This window comes from Shimia isoporae, assembly GCF_004346865.1.
Classification (GTDB): domain Bacteria; phylum Pseudomonadota; class Alphaproteobacteria; order Rhodobacterales; family Rhodobacteraceae; genus Shimia; species Shimia isoporae.
On sequence record NZ_SMGR01000001.1, the window covers coordinates 959,239 to 978,737 of the forward strand.

The 19,499-nt window shown below is 57.0% G+C and carries 21 protein-coding genes; 11 read left to right on the top strand and 10 right to left on the bottom strand.

Features of this window, described 5'->3' with window-relative positions; all coding sequences use genetic code 11:
• Nucleotides 1-4 precede the first annotated feature (4 nt).
• Both mlaD and BXY66_RS04715 read left to right on the top strand, forming a co-directional pair.
• The gene (mlaD, locus tag BXY66_RS04710; protein WP_132859008.1) at nt 5-451 is read left to right on the top strand and encodes an outer membrane lipid asymmetry maintenance protein MlaD; all 447 of its coding nucleotides are present in this window, start codon (nt 5-7) and stop codon (nt 449-451) included.
• On the top strand, nt 448-951 hold the full coding sequence (locus BXY66_RS04715) for a DUF2155 domain-containing protein (protein ID WP_243694290.1): 504 nt from the start codon (nt 448-450) through the stop codon (nt 949-951). The genes mlaD and BXY66_RS04715 overlap by 4 nt, the downstream gene beginning before the upstream one ends.
• Here the strand turns inward: BXY66_RS04715 and aat are convergent.
• The 10 genes from aat to tldD form a co-directional block, all read right to left on the bottom strand.
• Nucleotides 912-1,532: a leucyl/phenylalanyl-tRNA--protein transferase gene (gene aat, locus BXY66_RS04720; RefSeq protein WP_132859009.1), complete on the bottom strand. Its 621-nt coding sequence runs from the start codon at nt 1,530-1,532 to the stop codon at nt 912-914. The genes BXY66_RS04715 and aat overlap by 40 nt on opposite strands.
• A gap of 19 nt (nt 1,533-1,551) precedes the next feature.
• Nucleotides 1,552-2,904 (bottom strand): acetyl-CoA carboxylase biotin carboxylase subunit, encoded by a 1,353-nt coding sequence (accC, locus tag BXY66_RS04725; protein WP_132859010.1) that lies wholly within the window; start codon nt 2,902-2,904, stop codon nt 1,552-1,554.
• A 9-nt stretch (nt 2,905-2,913) separates the two neighbouring features.
• Nucleotides 2,914-3,420, bottom strand: a complete 507-nt coding sequence (gene accB, locus BXY66_RS04730; protein WP_132859011.1) for an acetyl-CoA carboxylase biotin carboxyl carrier protein — start codon at nt 3,418-3,420, stop codon at nt 2,914-2,916.
• Between the two features lie 148 nt (nt 3,421-3,568).
• The gene (locus BXY66_RS04735) at nt 3,569-4,120 is read right to left on the bottom strand and encodes a LuxR C-terminal-related transcriptional regulator (protein ID WP_132859012.1); all 552 of its coding nucleotides are present in this window, start codon (nt 4,118-4,120) and stop codon (nt 3,569-3,571) included.
• A gap of 103 nt (nt 4,121-4,223) precedes the next feature.
• Complete coding sequence (locus BXY66_RS04740) at nt 4,224-4,853, bottom strand: CoA transferase subunit B (protein WP_132859013.1); 630 nt, start codon at nt 4,851-4,853, stop codon at nt 4,224-4,226.
• Nucleotides 4,854-4,855: 2 nt separating this feature from the next.
• Entirely contained in the window at nt 4,856-5,575 is a 720-nt protein-coding gene (locus BXY66_RS04745; protein ID WP_132859014.1) for a CoA transferase subunit A, read from the bottom strand.
• A gap of 96 nt (nt 5,576-5,671) precedes the next feature.
• Nucleotides 5,672-6,199, bottom strand: coding sequence for a L,D-transpeptidase (locus BXY66_RS04750; RefSeq protein WP_243694359.1), 528 nt, complete (start codon nt 6,197-6,199; stop codon nt 5,672-5,674).
• Between the two features lie 178 nt (nt 6,200-6,377).
• Nucleotides 6,378-8,951, bottom strand: coding sequence for a type I DNA topoisomerase (gene topA, locus BXY66_RS04755; protein WP_132859016.1), 2,574 nt, complete (start codon nt 8,949-8,951; stop codon nt 6,378-6,380).
• A 145-nt stretch (nt 8,952-9,096) separates the two neighbouring features.
• The gene (dprA, locus tag BXY66_RS04760; protein ID WP_132859017.1) at nt 9,097-10,254 is read right to left on the bottom strand and encodes a DNA-processing protein DprA; all 1,158 of its coding nucleotides are present in this window, start codon (nt 10,252-10,254) and stop codon (nt 9,097-9,099) included.
• Between the two features lie 144 nt (nt 10,255-10,398).
• On the bottom strand, nt 10,399-11,820 hold the full coding sequence (gene tldD, locus BXY66_RS04765) for a metalloprotease TldD (RefSeq protein ID WP_132859018.1): 1,422 nt from the start codon (nt 11,818-11,820) through the stop codon (nt 10,399-10,401).
• Nucleotides 11,821-12,003: 183 nt separating this feature from the next.
• Here tldD and coxB point away from each other — a divergent pair, with 183 nt between their 5' ends.
• From coxB to BXY66_RS04810, 9 genes are all read left to right on the top strand, one after another.
• A complete protein-coding gene (coxB, locus tag BXY66_RS04770; protein WP_132859019.1) occupies nt 12,004-12,852 on the top strand; it encodes a cytochrome c oxidase subunit II in 849 nt (282 codons plus the stop codon).
• A 91-nt stretch (nt 12,853-12,943) separates the two neighbouring features.
• A complete protein-coding gene (cyoE, locus tag BXY66_RS04775; RefSeq protein WP_132859020.1) occupies nt 12,944-13,882 on the top strand; it encodes a heme o synthase in 939 nt (312 codons plus the stop codon).
• Between the two features lies 1 nt (nt 13,883).
• Complete coding sequence (locus BXY66_RS04780; protein ID WP_132859021.1) at nt 13,884-14,045, top strand: cytochrome C oxidase assembly protein; 162 nt, start codon at nt 13,884-13,886, stop codon at nt 14,043-14,045.
• Nucleotides 14,045-14,620 (top strand): cytochrome c oxidase assembly protein, encoded by a 576-nt coding sequence (locus tag BXY66_RS04785; protein WP_132859022.1) that lies wholly within the window; start codon nt 14,045-14,047, stop codon nt 14,618-14,620. The genes BXY66_RS04780 and BXY66_RS04785 overlap by 1 nt, the downstream gene beginning before the upstream one ends.
• 29 nt (nt 14,621-14,649) lie before the next feature.
• Nucleotides 14,650-15,450 carry a cytochrome c oxidase subunit 3 gene (locus BXY66_RS04790; RefSeq protein WP_132859023.1) on the top strand — a complete coding sequence of 267 codons (801 nt, stop codon included), beginning with the start codon at nt 14,650-14,652 and terminating at the stop codon, nt 15,448-15,450.
• Nucleotides 15,451-15,563: 113 nt separating this feature from the next.
• Nucleotides 15,564-16,238, top strand: a complete 675-nt coding sequence (locus tag BXY66_RS04795; protein WP_132859024.1) for an SURF1 family protein — start codon at nt 15,564-15,566, stop codon at nt 16,236-16,238.
• 5 nt (nt 16,239-16,243) lie between these two features.
• Nucleotides 16,244-17,632: a threonine synthase gene (gene thrC / locus BXY66_RS04800; RefSeq protein WP_132859025.1), complete on the top strand. Its 1,389-nt coding sequence runs from the start codon at nt 16,244-16,246 to the stop codon at nt 17,630-17,632.
• Complete coding sequence (locus tag BXY66_RS04805) at nt 17,629-18,891, top strand: M16 family metallopeptidase (protein WP_132859026.1); 1,263 nt, start codon at nt 17,629-17,631, stop codon at nt 18,889-18,891. The genes thrC and BXY66_RS04805 overlap by 4 nt, the downstream gene beginning before the upstream one ends.
• Entirely contained in the window at nt 18,891-19,481 is a 591-nt protein-coding gene (locus BXY66_RS04810; RefSeq protein ID WP_132859027.1) for a GNAT family N-acetyltransferase, read from the top strand. Before BXY66_RS04805 ends, BXY66_RS04810 begins: the two co-directional genes overlap by 1 nt.
• Nucleotides 19,482-19,499 lie beyond the last annotated feature (18 nt).

Sequence of the window (19,499 nt, forward strand, 5' to 3'; positions counted from 1 at the left end):
ACTTATGTCAGCGGTGCGCACAGAGGCTCTGGTCGGCGCGGCTGTTTTGGCTGCCGCGGCGAGTTTTTTGATCTATGCCAGCCAATTCGCAGGTAAGGGTTCTCGAGATGCCGGATACGCTCTGAGTGCGTCTTTCCGCTCGGTTGAGGGTGTCAGCGTAGGTACGGACGTTCGCTTGGCCGGTGTGAAAATCGGAACAGTGACCGACATCACGCTAGACCCGACGACGTTTCGCGCTTTGACTGAGTTCACCGTCGCCGGCGGTATTGATCTTCCGGATGACAGCGCAGTTGTTATCAGTTCAGAAGGGCTCTTGGGGGGCAATTTCGTTGAGATTCTACCCGGCGGATCGCCTTTCAACTTCGAGGAAGGCGACGAGATTGAGGACACGCAAAGCTCTGTAAGCCTTGTGTCGCTGTTGCTGAAATTTGTTAGTGGTGGGGACGAATGATGCGGGCACTGGTTTTTGCTCTGGCAATGATACCTGCGTCCGTTGCTGCGCAGGACGTGGTGATCGAAACACTGCCAATTGCGCCTTTGGAGTTTGAAACGCTGTCTCCGACACCGGAAGTTCTGGGAGATGTGTCCTCGGAGTCTGTTGTGGCCGCGACAGTTGCAGAAGGCGCGATGCTGCGGGGGCTGGATAAATTGACCGGTGAACGGGTCGATTTCGAATTGCAGAACGGGTATTCGACGTTTCTGGGCCCTTTAAGGGTGGACATGGCGCAATGCCGCCACCCGGCCGATAACGCCACTGGTGAGGCTTATGCCTATTTGACCGTGCTTGATCAGCGCGGTGAAGGAGACACGCTGTTTCAAGGCTGGATGATTGCCTCAAGTCCCGCGCTGATGGCCTTGGACCATGCCAGGTATGACGTCTGGGTTTTGCGCTGCAAGGTGTCCGCTAAGCCTCAGGATGAAAGCACTTCCGATGGGGAAGGGAGCGACTGAGCGGTGATGTCTGCGTTTTGTCGTACCGCCCACGTCAGCAGTTTGTGATAGTCCGCTCGAGGAATTTCTATCGCACCGAGTGAGGCCAGGTGGTCAGTGATGAACTGTGTGTCAAACAACGTGAAGCCGGATAGACGCAGGTGAGCTATCAAATAGGCCAGCGCTATCTTGGATCCATTGGTGCGGTTGGAAAACATGCTTTCGCCGAAAAATGCCCCACCCAGAACGACGCCGTAAACACCTCCAGCAAGGGTGTTGTCTTGCCAAACCTCTAGTGAGTGGGCCTTTCCCGTGGTGTGCAACGCCATGTAAAGGCTGTGGATTTCGCCACTGATCCATGTTTCTTCGCGATCCGCGCAGGCGTTCAAGACCCCTTCGAAATCCGCATCAAGCGTGATTGAGTAATCGGCGCGCCGGATGGCGCGGGCAAGGCTGCGGGAAATGTGGAAGGAGTCGAGTGGAAAGATGCCGCGCCGGATTGGATCAACCCAAAAAATATCTGGATCGTCTCGATGTTCCGACATGGGGAAGACCCCCATTGAATAGGCGCGCATCAACAGTTCGGGTGTCAGATCACCCATGACGCGCGCCCATTTATGCTTAGCCCTCGGCCATATTGGATTCGAGCCACTTCTCCAACCAGTGGATATTGTAATCCCCGGAGTGGATGTCGTCCTCTGCCAAAAGCGCTTCAAAGAGAGGCGTGGTTGTGTCGATGCCATCGATGATCAGCTCGCCCAATGCACGGTTCAGGCGGGCAAGAGCTTCTGCACGGTCCCGGCCATGAACGATGAGCTTGCCGATCAGGCTGTCATAGTAGGGTGGGATATTATACCCGTCATAAAGAGCACTATCCATTCGCACTCCCAAGCCGCCGGGAGCATGATAGTGTGTGATTTTGCCGGGACGGGGCGAGAAATCGGGCAGTTTCTCCGCGTTGATCCGTACTTCGATCGCGTGCCCGTTGATTTCCAAGTCATCCTGTCCGAATGACATCGGAAGGCCTTCTGAGACGCGGATTTGCTCGCGGACGAGATCCACACCAAAGATGGCTTCGGTAACTGGGTGTTCCACTTGTAGGCGGGTGTTCATTTCGATGAAGTAGAACTCGCCGTTCTCATAAAGGAACTCGATGGTACCCGCGCCGATGTAGTTGATCTTGGCGACCGCGTCCGCACACACTTTACCGATCTTGGCACGCTCTTCAGGCGTGATTGAGGGGCCTGGGGCTTCCTCGAAAACCTTCTGGTGGCGGCGCTGCAAAGAGCAGTCGCGTTCACCGAGGTGTACGGCTTTGCCTTTGCCGTCACCGAAGACCTGAATCTCGATATGGCGTGGCGTGGTGAGGTATTTCTCGATGTAGACCTCGTCGTTGCCAAAGGCAGCTTTGCCTTCGGCGCGCGCGGTCATGAATGCGCTTTCCATGTCGGCAGCCGTCGCCGCGACTTTCATTCCACGACCACCACCGCCGGCGGTTGCCTTGATGATGACCGGGTAGCCCATTTCTGCGCCCAGTTTCTTTGCCGCGTCGAGATCTGGCACCCCGCCGTCAGAGCCGGGCACACAGGGCACGCCTAGCTTGATCATGGTGTCCTTGGCCGTGATCTTGTCGCCCATGATGCGGATGTGTTCCGCTGTGGGGCCAATGAATGTCAGGCCATGGTCTTCGACCATTTGCACGAATTCGGCATTTTCACTGAGAAAGCCGTAGCCGGGGTGAATCGCTTGCGCGCCGGTGACTTCGCAGGCCGCGATGATTGCAGCCTTGTTCAGATAGCTTTCGGTGCCCGGTGCCGGTCCAATGCAGATAGCCTCGTCAGCCATGCGCACGTGCATGGCGTCTGAATCCGCAGTGGAGTGGACTGCAACCGTGGCAATGCCCATTTCGCGGGCCGCGCGGATCACGCGCAGCGCGATCTCTCCGCGGTTTGCGATCAGGATTTTCTCAAACATTGCAGGCCCTTATTCGATGATAACCAGCGGTGCGCCGTATTCAACGGTGTCGCCATCGCCAACCAGAATGCGAGTTACGGTGCCGGATTTCGGCGCCGGGATGTGGTTCATGGTTTTCATGGCCTCGACGATCAGCAGGGTGTCGCCTTCGGAGACAGACTGGCCGGCGGACACAAAGGTCGGGGCGCCGGGTTCGGCCTGAAGGTAAACAGTACCTACCATTGGCGACGTCACAGCGCCTGGGTGGCTGGCGGGATCTGCTTCCGCGGCGGGTGCCGCCGTGGCTTCCGCCGGTGCTGCAGCAGGCGCAGCCGGTGCTGGTGCGGCTGCAACGGGCGCTGCTGCTACGGCTACAGGCGCGGCCGCGACTTGGGTTTGGCGGCTGACGCGCACGTTCAGGCTGTCATCTTCGCCGTATTCACGCATGACCTCGAGTTCGGTCAGGTCGTTTTCGCGAAGCAGCTCTGCCAGAGCCTGAATGAAGGCGACGTCGGAATCGTGGTTTTTCTTGCTCATTGTCCGTTTTCTATCCTCTGCACGCGGTGCGCGGTTGAGTCTTTTTTGGTTTCCCCTAACGGGGCCTTATAGGTGAAAAGCTGCCCTTAGGAAAGCCGAACCGTCATGAGAAGTGCGAGCGGTAACGGCGTTCCGGCAGGCGTTAGGGCTAGAGCGGCATTCCGGAGAGTTTGGCAACGAGTTCCGCCAGTTTACGAGCCCCGAACTTTCGCAGAAGGCGGGCGCGATACTCTTCAACGGTGCGGTAACTCAGTTCGAGTTCCAGCCCGATTTCCTTCGATGTCAGACCTCGACACGTCAGTATCGCCACTTCGCGTTCGCGTTGCGTAAGCGAAACGATTGGCCGGTCCTCCGACAGGTCTGCAAACGACCATACTGACGTGCTGAACGGGTTTTCTGGGGTATCGGTGGTGGCCGCCTGACCGCGCACACGGCACCAGAATAACGAACCGTCGGCGCGCTTCATGACACGTTCGTCAGAATAGCGGCCGGTCTCTCGGATCGCGGTATATACCTTGGCTCCGATGGTCTGGAAATCTTCTTCGGAGGCATAGATTTCCGCGATTGGCAGGCCTTCGCAATCGGAAGGCGTGAGACCGAACATTTCGCCAAACCGTGGATTGGCGCGTCGAATAACACGGTTTTCCAAAAGAATCAGCCCAACTGGGGCATGTTCAAAGGCGAGGGTATTTTGGTCCATGAGGCCAGTTTTTGGCACAGGATTGCGCAGAGGGGAAGTTTTGTTGTGAGTCACAAAAAAGCCCGGCGCGGTGGCCGGGCTTCTGGATTCGCTTTGGCGAGACTTAATTGACAATAGTCGCCTCAGTCGCGGCGCGGAGTTCGTCCTCGGATACGCCTTCGGCACACTCTACGATTTCGAGCCCGCCCTCGACCACGTCAAGGACGCCGAGGTTGGTGATGATACGGTCCACTACACCTTTGCCAGTAAGGGGAAGGGTGCATTCCTTCAGCACCTTGGAGTCGCCGTGCTTGTTGGCGTGATCCATTACGACCACCACGCGGCCAACGCCAGCGACGAGATCCATTGCTCCGCCCATGCCTTTGACCAGCTTGCCCGGAATCATCCAGTTCGCGAGGTCGCCGTTTTCGGCCACTTCCATTGCACCGAGAATGGCCATGGCGATCTTGCCGCCACGGATCATCGCAAAGGACTGCGCACTGTCAAAGTAGGCGGTTTGAGGCAGTTCGGTAATTGTCTGCTTGCCCGCGTTGATCAGGTCGGGGTCTTCCTCTCCTTCGTAGGGGAAGGGACCCATGCCCAGCATGCCGTTCTCTGACTGAAGAGTCACTTCGACGCCCTCAGGGATGTAGTTGGAAACGAGCGTCGGGATTCCGATGCCAAGGTTCACATACCAACCATCCTGGAGTTCCTGTGCGGCGCGAGCCGCCATTTGATTGCGATCCCAAGCCATTGTTACGCCTCCTTCTGGCGCACAGTGCGCTGTTCGATACGTTTTTCGTGTTCACCCTGAACAAGGCGATGCACATAGATACCGGGCAAATGGATACTGTCGGGGTCCAAAGAGCCTGTGGGCACAATTTCCTCGACCTCTGCGATACAGATTTTGCCGCATGTAGCCGCCGGTGCGTTGAAGTTCCGCGCGGTCTTGCGGAATACGAGGTTGCCGGTTTCGTCGGCTTTCCACGCCTTAACGATGGCCAGATCGGCAAAGATACCTTCTTCCATGATGTAGTCTTCCATCGCGCCGTCAGGGCCAGTCGGGAATTGCTTCTCCATTTTGCCGTCGGCGATCACGGTGCCGACACCAGTTTTGGTGAAGAAGCCGGGTATACCGGCGCCGCCGGCGCGCATGCGTTCAGCCAACGTGCCTTGCGGGTTGAACTCAAGCTCGAGTTCGCCAGAGAGATACTGACGCATGAACTCCGCGTTCTCACCCACATAGGAGCTGATCATCTTTTTGACCTGCTTGGTCTGCAAAAGGATGCCGATCCCAAAGTCGTCAACGCCCGCATTGTTAGAGGCAAACGTTAAGTCTTTTACACCGCTGTCTTTGATGGCGTCGAGCAATAGCTCGGGAATGCCGCAGAGGCCGAAGCCGCCTGAGGCAATGAACATGCCGTCGCTCAGAACGCCCTCGAGCGCATCGGCGGCATTTGCATATACCTTTTTCATGGATGTCTCCCCTTATTCGGAATTGCGGACGTTGTGACGGCGCGTCACCGGGGAGTCAACGTTTGGAAGGGGTATCGCGTATTACTACGGGGCGCATCAAATGATGCGCACTTGAGTGCCGACGGGGCTTATTTCAAAGAGTTCTGCGATCGATGGGTTGTACAACCCAATACAGCCGTCAGAGCTGCGACGACCGATCTTGCGTGTGTCATGAGTGCCATGGATGAGGTAGGCTGGCCATTCCAGATACATGGCGTGGGTTCCCAGCGGATTGTCTGGACCCGGAGGCATATACTTCAGTTCCGGATTGCGCTCGACCATGCTGGGCGTCGGCGTCCAGTCCGGACCCACGCGTTTGCGCACGATTTTTGTATAACCGCGTTTGGTGAGGTCTTCTGTCATCGGAACAGAGGTGGGGTAGACGCGATAATCGCTTCCATCTGCGCTCCAATAATGCAACGCGCGCGAAGTTGTGTCCGCAACAATGGTGGCCTTGCCCAGAGTGTCAAAGTGATCGCGCCAGTTCTGTTGCGAGAAGCTTGAGATGTTTCGGACGGCTGTCACCGGTGCTTCCACTTCTTCTTGAGCGAGCCCGGCGCGAGCAGTGAGTGCAAGCGTGGGCATCGCCAAAAGGAAAGCACGGCGGGGCATTCGGGAAGGGTTCATGGTGCGGACCTGCTCTGTTTTGTGATTGATGTGCAGGCACACATCAAAAAACGCAATTCCGCGGTTTCTAAAACTTTCGTGAGCAAGGCGTGTCATGAGGATGATGGGCGGAGAACCGCCCATCATCCTGCAATGATTATTTGGAAGAGGCTTTCTTTGCGGCGGTTTTTTTCTTTGCCGGCGCTTTCTTACGGGTGGCCTTCTTTTTCCCCGCCTTTTCTGAAATCCATTCGAGAGCCTGTTCCATGGTCACGTCCTTGACCTCGACCTCTTTCGGGATCGTTGCGTTGACCTTTTCCCATTTCACATAGGGTCCGTAACGCCCGTCCATGATGTTCACCGGGCCGCCGTCCGGGTGATCGCCAAGTTCACGCAGAGCCTTGGCCGCAGCGCGTCGTCCGCGCCCCGGATTGTTGCGCTTCTCGGTGATCATTTCCACCGCGCGGTTCATGCCTATTTCAAATACGTCGAGCGTTTCCTTGAGATTGGCATAGACGGGTTTTTCCTCATCCGGCAACTGGTGCATGATGTAGGGACCAAAGCGTCCCAAGTTGGACGAAATCATGCCGCCGTCGGGGTGCGGGCCGATTTCTCGAGGCAAGGTAAGCAAAGTTACGGCCTGTTCCAACGTGACTTCGTTGGGCCCCCAGCCCGGAAGGAACTCCTTGCCTTGTTTGGGCAGGGAAGAGCGTGGCGGCTTCTTATTTTCTGGGGTTGCTTCCCCACGCTGTACATACGGACCGAAGCGACCAGATTTCAGGTGGATCTCGTCTCCATTGTCCTCGCCAAGAACCTTTTCGTAGCCTTCGGCCCCTTCGCCGGAAATGGGACGGGTGTAGTTGCACTCAGGGTAGTTGCCGCAGCCCACAAAGCCACCAGTTCGGGAGGTTTTGAGGTGTAGCTGGCCATTGCCACACTTAGGGCAGACACGCGGATCAGAGCCATCTTCACGCGGAGGATACAGCTGTGGCGCGAGCGCTTCGTCGAGAATATCAAGCACTTCGGATATGCGCAGGTCGCTGGTTTCAGCGATCGCGGTGTTGAAGTCTTTCCAGAAGCGGGCGAGCACATTTTTATAGTTGCGATCACCAGCGGAGACGTCGTCGAGTTCTTCTTCCAGATTTGCGGTGAACTCGTAGCCGACGTACTTACGGAAGAAATTTAGCAGGAAGATGGTTACGATCCGGCCTTTGTCTTCAGGGAAAAGGCGGTTTTTTTCCTTTCGCACATAGTCGCGGTCCTGGATGGTGGTGATCACCGAGGCATAAGTCGATGGACGCCCAATGCCGAGCTCTTCCATGCGTTTGACCAGCGTCGCTTCTGTGTAGCGGGGCGGGGGCTGCGTGAAATGCTGCTCTGGCGAAACCGAGCGCTTGTCGGTTTTTTCGCCCTGCATGATCTGAGGAAGGCGCTTGTCATCGTCGCTGTCGACCACCTGATCGTCCCGGCCTTCCTCGTAGACCCGTAGGAAACCGTCAAATAGAACAACCTGTCCAGTGGCGCGCAACTCGACTTGCTTGTCGTCAGAGGCGATATCGACAGTGGTGCGCTCCAGGCGCGCACCCTCCATCTGACAGGCAAGCGTGCGCTTCCAGATCAAGTCGTACAACTTCCGCTGGTCGTCTTCGGATACTTTCAGATCTGCCGGCTTGCGCATCATGTCCGTTGGACGGATACACTCGTGCGCCTCTTGAGCATTCTTGGCCTTGTTTTTGTATATGCGCGGCTTTTCGGGCACGTAGTCGGCGCCGTAGAATTCCTTGATGGCGTCTCGTGTGCCCTGCACCGCTTCGGGTGCCATGTCGATCCCGTCTGTTCGCATGTAGGTAATGTAGCCTGCTTCATAGAGGCGCTGGGCTGCGTTCATGCAATGGCGCGCGCCCATGCCGAACTTGCGGCTGGCTTCCTGCTGCAGGGTCGATGTCATGAAGGGCGCGGACGGGTTACGCGATGCCGGTTTGGCTTCGACACGGGCAACAGAAAGGTTGCGGCTTTCGATTGCCTGTACGGCCAGTTCGGCAGCGGTCGAGTTTTCAATCGAGAACTTGTCGAGTTTTTCGCCACCTAAGACTGTAAGGCGGGCCTCGAACTCCTTGCCGCGCGGTGTCGAAAGCAGCGCCTTGACCGACCAATACTCGCGCGCCTTGAAGGCCTCGATTTCCATCTCTCGTTCAACGATGAGGCGCAAACAGACCGATTGTACGCGACCGGCAGAGCGCGCGCCGGGAAGTTTTCGCCACAGAACCGGCGACAGATTGAAACCAACAAGATAATCCAATGCGCGACGGGCGAGATATGCATCGACCAGAGGCTGGTCCACCTGCCGCGGATTTTGCATTGCTTCGGTCACGGCGGATTTGGTGATCGCGTTGAAAACTACGCGTGATACAGGTGTGTCTTTCTTGATGGCACGGCGCTTGCGCAGTGCTTCTTCCAGATGCCAGCTGATGGCCTCGCCTTCGCGATCGGGGTCGGTCGCGAGGATCAGGTTGTTGTCTTCTTTGAGAGCGTCGGCAATCGCTTTCACATGTTTTCGGGAGTCGGTGCCGACCTCCCAGAGCATGTCAAAATCGGAGTCCGGATCAACCGAACCGTTCTTCGCCGGCAAGTCGCGGACATGCCCGTAGGACGCAAGAACGGTGTAGTCGGACCCCAAATATTTGTTGATTGTTTTGGCTTTTGCCGGGGATTCGACAACGACAACTGGCATGAAAATTCCTCTCGACTCGGAGCGAGCTATATGGCGGCGAAAAATGTGGGGCGAAAGGGGGGATTGTCAATGCGTTGCGAAAAATCGCGTAGTTGGATTGCTAAAATTTGAGTGGATGTCACCGGTTCGCATCGCGTCGGAAACATCAGTTTCTGGACAATAGCCCACCCGACTGGCGGGTTATCTGGCCTTCTAATTCCAACTCAAGCAAGGCAGGGCTGATGTCTTCAGCATCAGCCTGAATGTCGCGTATCAACTGATCCTCGGCGATCGGGGTTGGACCGAGGCGATTGAGAATTTCCAGATGCAGCGCATGGGTTTCGCGCAGGTTGCGTTTCTGTGCCGCCGCCGGTTTAACCTCCTCCGTCACTAAGTCGTTCTTGCCGCCTGTAGGTGGGGTGTCCTGTTGCTGGAGGCTCAAGGCTTCGATGACGTCTTCTGCATTGCGCACAAGGGGCGCTCCGTCTCGGATCAGTAAATTGCACCCTGAGGCGCGGGCATCGAATGGATGTCCTGGAACAGCAAGAACCTCACGCCCCTGATCAAGAGCGGTGCGGGCCGTGATCAAGCTGCCGGATTTTGCCGCGGCTTCTACCACGACAACCGCGCGAGCGAGCCCAGAGACTATCCGGTTGCGAGAGGGAAAGTGTCGGGCGCGGGGGGCGAGCCCCGGGGGATGCTCGGATATACAGAGGCCTTGGGCCGCGATGTCATGGCCCAGCTGGCTGTTTTCGGCTGGATAAATGACGTCAATGCCGCCGGCAAAAACCGCAATTGTCCCGGTTTTCAGAGCGGCGCGGTGGGCGGAGGCGTCGATACCACGTGCAAGACCGGACACTATGACAAAACCATTTTCGGCCAGTTCTTTGCTGAGCGCGCGCGCCGTCCGGTTTCCAAGCGCCGAAGCGTTGCGGGCGCCCACAATGGCGATCATCGGTTTTTTGAGCAAAGTACGGTCCCCGCGCAGCCAAAGCATTGGCGGGGCATCAGAAATGGTGGCGAGGTGGGACGGGTAGTCGGGTTCGTCAAAGAACACTGCGCGCGCTTTGGCAGAGCGGGCTGCTTTTAATTCTTTCGCAGCGACTTCGTGGGGGCAGGGCACATAATCGTCGACACCTGCCGCCCGCGCCACAGCTGGAAGCGCATCCAACGCAGCTGCGGCAGAACCGTGTTCGTCCAAAAGGCGGTGAAATGTCGTTGGTCCAACGCGACGAGAACGCAAGAGGCGAAGCCGCAAAAATCTCTCATCTTCCGTGGTGGGTGGGAGTTGGGGGTGAGTGGAAGAATTGTGATCTTCAGTCATCCTTAGCTCCGCCTCCTTGCTGCACAACGTTAGGGCGAATCTCGTTAACGATCGGTAAACGCTAACGGGATTTTAAGGATGCGTATTCGGTTTGTTCACCATGGCAGGGCGCGACGCAGATAGTCTGCGCCTCGCCAAGTCGGATTAGGCGGCAGAGCCTCCAACTGTCAAACCTTCCATTAATACAGTGGGTTGACCTACACCCACAGGAACCCACTGGCCGGCCTTGCCGCAGTTGCCCATTCCCGGATCGAGAGCCATGTCGTTGCCAAGGCCCTTGATCTGCATCATCGCGGTGGCGCCGTCGCCAATGAGAGTAGCTCCTTTCACCGGAGCGCTGATTTGGCCATTTTGAACCCGATAGGCTTCGGTACAGGAGAAAACGAACTTGCCATTGGTGATGTCGACCTGACCACCACCAAACCCAACAGCATAAATGCCGTCCTTCAGGGATGCGACGAGGTCTGCGGGATCAGACGTACCGCCATTCATGTAAGTATTTGTCATGCGAGGCATTGGAGCGTGCGCATAGCTTTCGCGCCGCCCGTTGCCTGTTGGCGCCACGCCCATGAGGCGCGCGTTTTGGCGGTCCTGCATGTAACCAACGAGAATGCCATCCTCAATCAGGGTTGTTTTACCGGAGGGCGTCCCTTCGTCATCAACGGTAATAGAGCCACGACGGTCCGGAATGGTTCCGTCATCAATTACGGTCACGCCTTTTGATGCCACCTGTTGTCCGATTTGGCCGGCGAACTTGGATGTGCCTTTGCGGTTGAAGTCGCCTTCGAGGCCGTGGCCGACTGCTTCATGCAGGAGAATGCCCGGCCAACCTGGGCCCAGCACAACTTCCATAGGGCCCGCAGGCGCGGGTTCAGCGTCAAGGTTGACCAACGCAATGCGTAGCGCTTCCTTAGCCTTGGACTGCCAGTCAGCCGGATCAAGCAAACCATCAAGGCCGATGCGACCGCCGCCGCCGGCGGTACCGGATTCACGACGCCCGTTTTGTTCCACGATCACAGAAACGTTTACCCGTGTCATGGGGCGGACGTCAGCGATGCGGGCGCCATCCGGCCGTAAAATGACAACTTCCTGATGGGAGGCCGCCAAGGTCGCAGATACTTGAACCACTCGGGTATCCAAATCGCGCGCAAAGGCATCAATCTCGCGCAGCGTTTCGATCTTTACGGGAAATGAGACACCGCCGATTGGGTCGGCGTCTGTATAAAGTTTCCGGTTCGTCGGCTGCGGCGCCTCTGCCAAAACCGCACCGCCTTCGGCCACGGCCAGACGTGTTGTTTCCACTGCCCGTGCGATGGCGTCTTCTGAGATATCGGAGCTGTGCGCATAACCGGATACCTCGCCGTTTACGGCGCGCAGGCCGAATCCTTGCGCTGCGTCAAAGCTGGAGGTCTTGAGGCGGCCATCATCGAATACGAGCGCTTCGGAGCTTCGGCGCTCCAGAAAGAGCTCTCCGTCTTCGGCGCCTGCCGTTGCCTGACGCAACAAACGTAGGGCTGCGCCCTCATCCAGGGTGGTCTCAAACGGGCGGAAAGGGGTGTTTGTCATTCGGTCTGTGCTCACTCGGGTTTTGATCTAAATCAAAAAAGCGACTGTTCGCCGCAAGCTTCGATCTTTATCTAGGCGCCAGAATATGGTTTCAAGGCGCGAAACAACAGCGGGATTCCGCCTACATGGTGTGAATCGCGCGAATCTGAACAAAAGAAACACCGCAACCGATCAGGGTGAGACATGCGAATTCTATCGACATTCCTGGGCCTTATGGCAGCTGTAACCGCCGTTCCGGCGCTCGCGCAGGAGGCTGAACACATCGGCAAGCCGGTTCCAAACGCGACAGGCTTCCAGCCGGCCGCAACCGAACTTGCACGCCAAATTCAATCTTTGGACACTCTGCTGCTGTGGATAATTTCCATCATCACGCTTTTTGTGACTCTTCTGCTGGCGTACTGCATCGTGCGCTACAACCGCCGCTCCAACCCGAACCCGTCCAGCTTTACTCACCACACTACCCTTGAGGTCGCATGGACAGTGATCCCGATTCTGATTTTGCTTTTCATCGGTGCAAACAGCTTGCCGGTTCTGTTCAACCAGCAAGAAATCCCTGAGGGCGAAATCCACATCAAAGTGACAGGGTATCAGTGGTACTGGGGCTACGAATACACAGACCACGAGTTCGAATTCGAAAGCTTCCTGCTTCCGAAAGAGGAACTGGCGGCGAATGGCTACAACGACGACGAATATTTGCTGGCGACCGACACCAAAGTTGTCGTGCCGCTTGGCAAGACTGTCGTGATGGACGTTACCGGTGCCGACGTGATCCACAGCTGGACCATTCCGTCGTTCGGCGTGAAGCAAGATGCAGTGCCCGGCCGCATTGCACAGCTTTGGTTTGAAGCCGACAAAGAGGGTGTCTACTTCGGTCAGTGCTCTGAGCTGTGCGGCAAGGACCACGCCTATATGCCGATCACTGTCGAAGTTGTTTCCGAGGAGAAATACAACGAGTGGCTGAAAGGCGCGATCGAGGAGTATGCGGGTAACCCGGCAACTCTTCCGGCCGTCAAAGTGGCCGCAGCCGACTGAACAAATGCATCAACTGGCGGGGTGAAGTCCCCGCCCTTTGGAGGCGAATGAAGGCGCTTGGAACTGACGCGCCTTTGCGACAAGGAAGACCATGAGCGACGCAAGCATCAATACGCAAGCCAGCACAGGAGAGGCCAGCTTCGGCGACTATTTCGCCCTGTTAAAGCCTCGCGTGATGTCCTTGGTGGTGTTCACAGCTGCCGTTGGCCTATTGGCCGCTCCGGGAAGCCTGCACCCTTTCGAGGCGTTTTGTGCAATCTTGTTTATCGCGGTGGGCGGTGGCGCATCGGGCGCCCTGAACATGTGGTTTGATAGCGACATCGATCAGTTGATGAAGCGTACGCAGGGTCGTCCTATCCCCGCTGGGAAGGTGCAGCGCGACGAGGCGCTGGCAATTGGCGTTGCGCTTTCCGGGTTCTCGGTAGTGATGTTAGGTCTTGCGACCAACTGGGTAGCTGCAGGACTGCTCGCTTTCACCATCTTCTTCTACGCCGTGATCTACACGATGTGGCTCAAGCGCTGGACTCCGCAGAACATCGTGATCGGCGGCGCGGCGGGTGCCTTTCCCCCGATGATTGGCTGGGCCGCCGTGACCGGTGGTGTGGCGATTGAGTCTGTTCTGATGTTCACCCTGACGTTCATGTGGACACCGCCGCACTTCTGGGCGCTATGTTTGTTCATGAAGTCGGACTACAAAGACGCTGGAGTGCCGATGCTGCATGTGACGCATGGGCGGCGGGTGACCCGCAACCACATTCTTGTCTACACCGTTCTGCTGGCGGTCATTGCCGTTGGAATGGCGTTTACCGGCGTCGGTGGTCCAATCTATTTGACAACGGCTCTTGTGCTGAACGGCCTGTTCCTGGCGGGTGCTGTTTCGATCTGGCGCCGCGACGAAGCGGTCGCCGAAGCAGACGGTTACAAACGCGAAAAGGCCTTCTTTGCGCTGTCTTTGCTGTATCTCTTCCTGCATTTCGGCGCGATTTTGGCAGAAGCCCTGTTGGCGCCCTACGGTTGGGGAGGCTGGTGACATGAGCTTCAAGGAACCGCATGAACTGCACAAACGCCGGTTTGGCCGTAACCTTGGGGTCGCCTTGGTGCTTGTGAGCTTTATCTTCATCGTCTTCGGGCTGACCTATGTAAAGGTGACCCGCGGCGACTATGAACCAGCAAACACGAGCGTTGAACGCTGATGGCAATGGATCCGAAACATAAAACTCTGGCCCAGACCGCCGGTGTCGTGCTGCTCATGGGTGGGCTGGCTTGGGCATCAGTGCCCTTTTATGACTGGTTCTGCCGTGTGACTGGCTTTGGTGGGGTTACAAATACCGCCGACGCTGGAAGCGAAGTGATCCTTGATAAAACCATCAAGATCCGTTTTGACGCCTCTACCGAGCGCGATATGCCATGGGAGTTCACACCCATGCAGCGCGAGATGGAAGTCCGTATCGGCGAAACAGGTCTCGCTTTCTATGAGGCCTACAACCCCACGGATCGTCCGGTGGCAGGGAGCGCGAGCTACAACGTGGTGCCTTACGACGCCGGCGGGTTCTTTACCAAAATCGACTGTTTCTGCTTTGAGGAGCAGGTACTGCAACCGGGTGAGCGGGTAACTATGCCCGTAAGCTTCTATGTTGATCCCGAGATCGTTGAGGACCGTGACGCAAAGTACGTCAAGGTGATCACGCTGGGGTACACATTTTATGAAATCGACCTGCCCGAGGAGACTGCCTCCTTGACGCAAGCAACCAACAAAGACGTAAACTAAATACGCCTTCCAACGAGGGACTAAACACAATGGCGCATGCAAAAAATCACGATTATCACATTCTAGCGCCGTCGGCGTGGCCGCTTCTTGGCGCGCTCGGTGGTTTCATCATGTTGTTCGGTGCCGTGCTTTGGATGCACGACAGCGGTCCTTGGATGTTCCTGATCGGCCTGGTTGGCGTTCTGTACGTCATGTTCGGCTGGTGGGCAGACGTTGTCGCTGAAAGCCAGGTGGGTGATCATACCCCTGTGGTGCAGATCGGTCTGCGCTATGGCGTCATCCTGTTCATTATGTCCGAGGTCATGTTCTTCGCAGCGTGGTTCTGGACTTTCTTCAAGCACGCGCTCTACCCCATGAGCCCGGAAAGCCCTGCTGTTGATGGTGTATGGCCGCCCGTTGGCATTGAGACGTTCGACCCGTGGCACCTGCCTCTGATCAACACGCTTATCCTTCTGCTTTCCGGCTGTGCCGCGACCTGGGCGCACCACGCACTGGCGCATGAAAACAACCGTAAAGACATGAAAAACGGCCTGATCATTGCGGTTTTGCTGGGCCTGCTGTTCACCTACTTCCAGGCGTATGAGTACAGCCACGCAGCGTTCGGGTTTGCTGGCAATATCTACGGCGCGTCCTTCTTCATGGCGACTGGTTTCCACGGCTTCCACGTGATCATTGGCACCATCTTCCTGTTGGTCTGCCTGATCCGCCTCATGAAGGGGCATTTCACTCAGGAGAAACACATCGGTTTCGAAGCGGCGGCCTGGTACTGGCACTTCGTGGACGTGGTTTGGCTTTTCCTCTTTGCAGCGATCTACATCTGGGGTCAGTAAGCCGCAGAAAAATGGCTTTGATGCACGGTTGATCCCGCAAAGCCAATCGGATTTAAAGCAGATCGCGGCAAGGCCACTCCTTGCCGCGATTTTTCTATCAAGGGACCACTTCATTGCGCCTTATCCTGCCTCTCTTCTTCGGCATTCTTGGCACCGTTGTGCTGGTGTCGCTTGGAAACTGGCAGGTCCAACGGTTGGCTTGGAAAGAAGAGGTGCTTGCCGACATCAACGAGCGGATCGTGGCGGAACCTGTTGCATTGCCTGCCGCGCCGGACGAAGACTCTGATCGATATCTGCCTGTTACTGTGTCTGGGGCATTTACCGGCGAGGAACTGCACTTTCTGGCCTCTACCAAACAGGCGGGTGCAGTTTATCGCGTTGTCGCACGGTTTGAAACGGACGCTGGCCGCGCGGTTATGGTGGATCGCGGTTGGGTGAAAACCGAAGACAAGAATGTGAACCGCGGGGCCGCTGAGGCGATCATTGTTGGCAACCTGCACTGGCCTGACGAGCGCGACAACTTTACTCCCGACAATGATGTGGACGGCAATATCTGGTTTGCGCGCGACATCGGGCAAATGGCGGAAGCGTTAATGACCGAGCCTGTACTGGTTGTGGCGCGGGAGGTGTCGGAAAACAGCGCGGGTGTGACGCCATTGCCCGTCGACACCGCCGGTATTCCCAATGACCATCTGGGCTATGCGGTCACCTGGTACGGACTTGCGATTGTCTGGGTGGCCATGACCCTGTATTACCTGCGCCGGACGCGCAAAACCAAAAAGGCCTGAGAAACGTGAAATACATTTCGACCCGTGGAAATGCTCCGGAATTGAGCTTTGAAGAAGCTATGTTGACCGGCCTCGCGCGTGATGGCGGCCTATACGTTCCGGAAAGCATTCCGACCCTGTCAGAAGCTGAAATCGCAGCACTTGCGGGGATGTCATATGAAGAAGCAGCTTTCGTTGTGATGCGTTCGTTTGTGGGCGACGCGTTCACGGACGAAGAGTTCAAAGGCATCATTGCACGTGCCTATGCCAATTTCCGCCATGATGCGCGCGCGCCATTGGTACAGCTGTCGCCAAACCATTATCTGCTTGAGCTTTTCCACGGCCCGACGTTGGCGTTCAAAGATTTTGCAATGCAGTTGATCGGCCAGCTGTTCCAGTTCTCGTTAGCCCGGCGCGACGAGCGCGTGACCATTGTGGGCGCGACCTCCGGCGACACCGGATCGGCGGCGATAGAAGCCTTTCGCGGTCTGGACAACGTGGACGTCTTTATCCTGTTCCCGCATGGCCGAGTGTCGGACATCCAACGAAAGCAGATGACAACGCCAAACGACGCCAATGTGCATGCACTGGCGCTGGATGGTGACTTTGACGACTGCCAAGCGCGGCTGAAAGATATGTTCAACGACTTTGACTTCCGCGATGGCGTGAGGTTGGCCGGTGTGAACTCGATCAACTGGGCGCGGGTGCTTGCGCAGGTGGTATATTACTTTACCTCCGCAGTAAGCCTTGGCGCACCTCACCGTAAAGTCAGCTTTACGGTGCCCACCGGAAATTTCGGAGACATTTTCGCAGGCTACATTGCCAAGAAAATGGGTCTGCCAATCGACAAGCTGGTGATTGCGACCAACCAGAATGATATCCTGCACCGTACTATGGAAACTGGCGCCTACACCAAGGAAGGTGTGACCCCGTCTATCAGCCCGTCGATGGACATTCAGGTCAGCTCCAACTTCGAACGTGCACTGTTTGACGCATATGGCAGAGACGGCAGGGCTGTGGCGCAACTGATGGAAGAGCTCAAAAGCGGATCTTTCGCCATCAGTCAGGGCGCGATGGAAGCGCTGCGCGAGAATTTCGCCAGCGGTCGCGTTTCTGAAGACGAAACCAGCGCCACGATCAAAGCGGAATTTGCGGCGTGTGGAGAAGTTCTTTGCCCGCATTCAGCGGTTGGGGTAAGGGTTGGCAATGACCATCTTTCGGCAACACCAATGATCACGCTTGCAACAGCACATCCGGCGAAATTCCCGGATGCGGTGGAGGCCGCAATGGGCACCCGTCCGGGATTGCCTCCGCATATGGCGGACATGATGGACAAAGACGAACGCGTGACCCGCGTGCCCAATGATTTGGGCGCGCTGGAGACACTCATCAAGGAACGGATCGCACAGCGTTGACGGTTAAACTGCACACACTTTCCAACGGCTTTCGTATTGTAACCGAGCATATGCCCGGCCTGGAGTCCGCGGCTATAGGTATCTGGGTAAATGCGGGAGGACGCCATGAGCGGCCCGAACAGAACGGCATAGCCCATTTTCTGGAACATATGGCGTTCAAGGGTACCGAACGGCGCGATGCCTTGGATATAGCCGAGGCGATCGAAGACGTCGGTGGCTACATCAATGCCTATACCAGCCGAGAGGTGACCGCCTATTATGCGCGGGTTTTGAAAGACGACGTGCCGCTGGCGCTGGATGTCGTGGGCGATATCGTACTGAATCCTGTGTTTGACCCCGCCGAAATCGAAGTCGAACGCGGTGTGATCCTTCAGGAGATCGGCCAAGCACTGGACACGCCGGATGACGTAATCTTTGACTGGTTGCAGGAGCGGGCCTATCCGGATCAGCCTTTGGGCCGGACGATCCTGGGTGAAGGCGACTTTGTTCGCGGCTTCGGCCGCGATGATCTCGCCGGTTTTGTGGGTGAACACTATGCGCCGGACCGAATGATCCTGTCCGCTGCGGGTGGTATCGACCACGAAGAAATCGTCCGACTTGCCGAAGCGCAGTTTGGGCATCTGACCAAGGGGCCCGGAGTGTCTCTCGCACCTGCGCGGTTTGCCGGGGGTGAATACCGCACTGAAAAGTCGCTGGAGCAGGCACATTTTGCGCTTGGCCTGGAAAGCCCCGATTACTGTAGCCCTGATATTTACACAGCGCAGATATATTCCACTGCGCTTGGTGGCGGCATGTCGAGCCGTCTCTTTCAGGAAGTGCGTGAGAAACGCGGGCTGTGTTACTCGATATACGCCCAGACCGGTGCCTATTCGGACACAGGTATGACCACGATCTATGCGGGCACCAGCGGCAGCCAGATTGAGGAGTTGGCGCAAATCACCATCGACGAGCTGAAGCGTGCTGCCGAGGACATGTCAGAAGCGGAAATAGCGCGCGCGAGAATCCAGATGAAGGCTGGCCTTTTGATGGGCCTGGAAAGCCCGTCGAGCCGTGCGGAACGGCAGGCCCGCATGATTGCGATCTGGGACCGTGTGCCGACTCTTGCTGAGACCGTGGAGCGTATCGATGCAGTTACCGACGAGGATGTGCGCCGGTTTGCCGAGCATATGGCGGTTGCAGCGCGCCCTGCCATGGCTCTGTATGGGCCGGTCGCAGATGCGCCGGCTTTGGAGGCCTTGCAGGAAAGGCGCGCGGCCTGATGCTTATCAACCGTCGCAAAGTCAAACTGGACACGGAGCGAATGATATTGCGCGCGCCGGTGCATTCTGACTTTCGGGAATGGGCTGAATTGCGGTCGCTGAGCGCGGATTTCCTGATCCCCTGGGAGCCTGTCTGGGCAGCGTCGCACCTGAGCCGCAAGAGTTTTACCAATAGAGTTTACTGGGCGCAGCGTTCGATTGCGAATGACACTGCAGTGCCGCTCTTTTTGATCCGTCGCGGTGATGATCGATTGCTGGGCGCGATCACTCTGGACAACATCCGTCGTGGCCCTGCGCAAGCGGGGACACTAGGGTACTGGATCGGTCAGCCCTATGCCCGTGAGGGATACATGAGCGAGGCCATTGAGGCCGTTGTACATCACGCGTTTCAACGCATGGATCTCAGCCGGATCGAAGCCGCCTGCCTGCCGGAAAACGTCGCCAGTCGGGGCGTTCTAGAAAAATCCGGTTTCAAGTACGAAGGCGTCGCCCAGAGTTACTTGCAGATAAATGGACGCTGGCGCACACACGTGCTGTATGCAGCCCTACGCAATGACAGGCGTGGGCGCACCTTGGCTGGACAAGTATAACTTTCGATCCCTCACTAG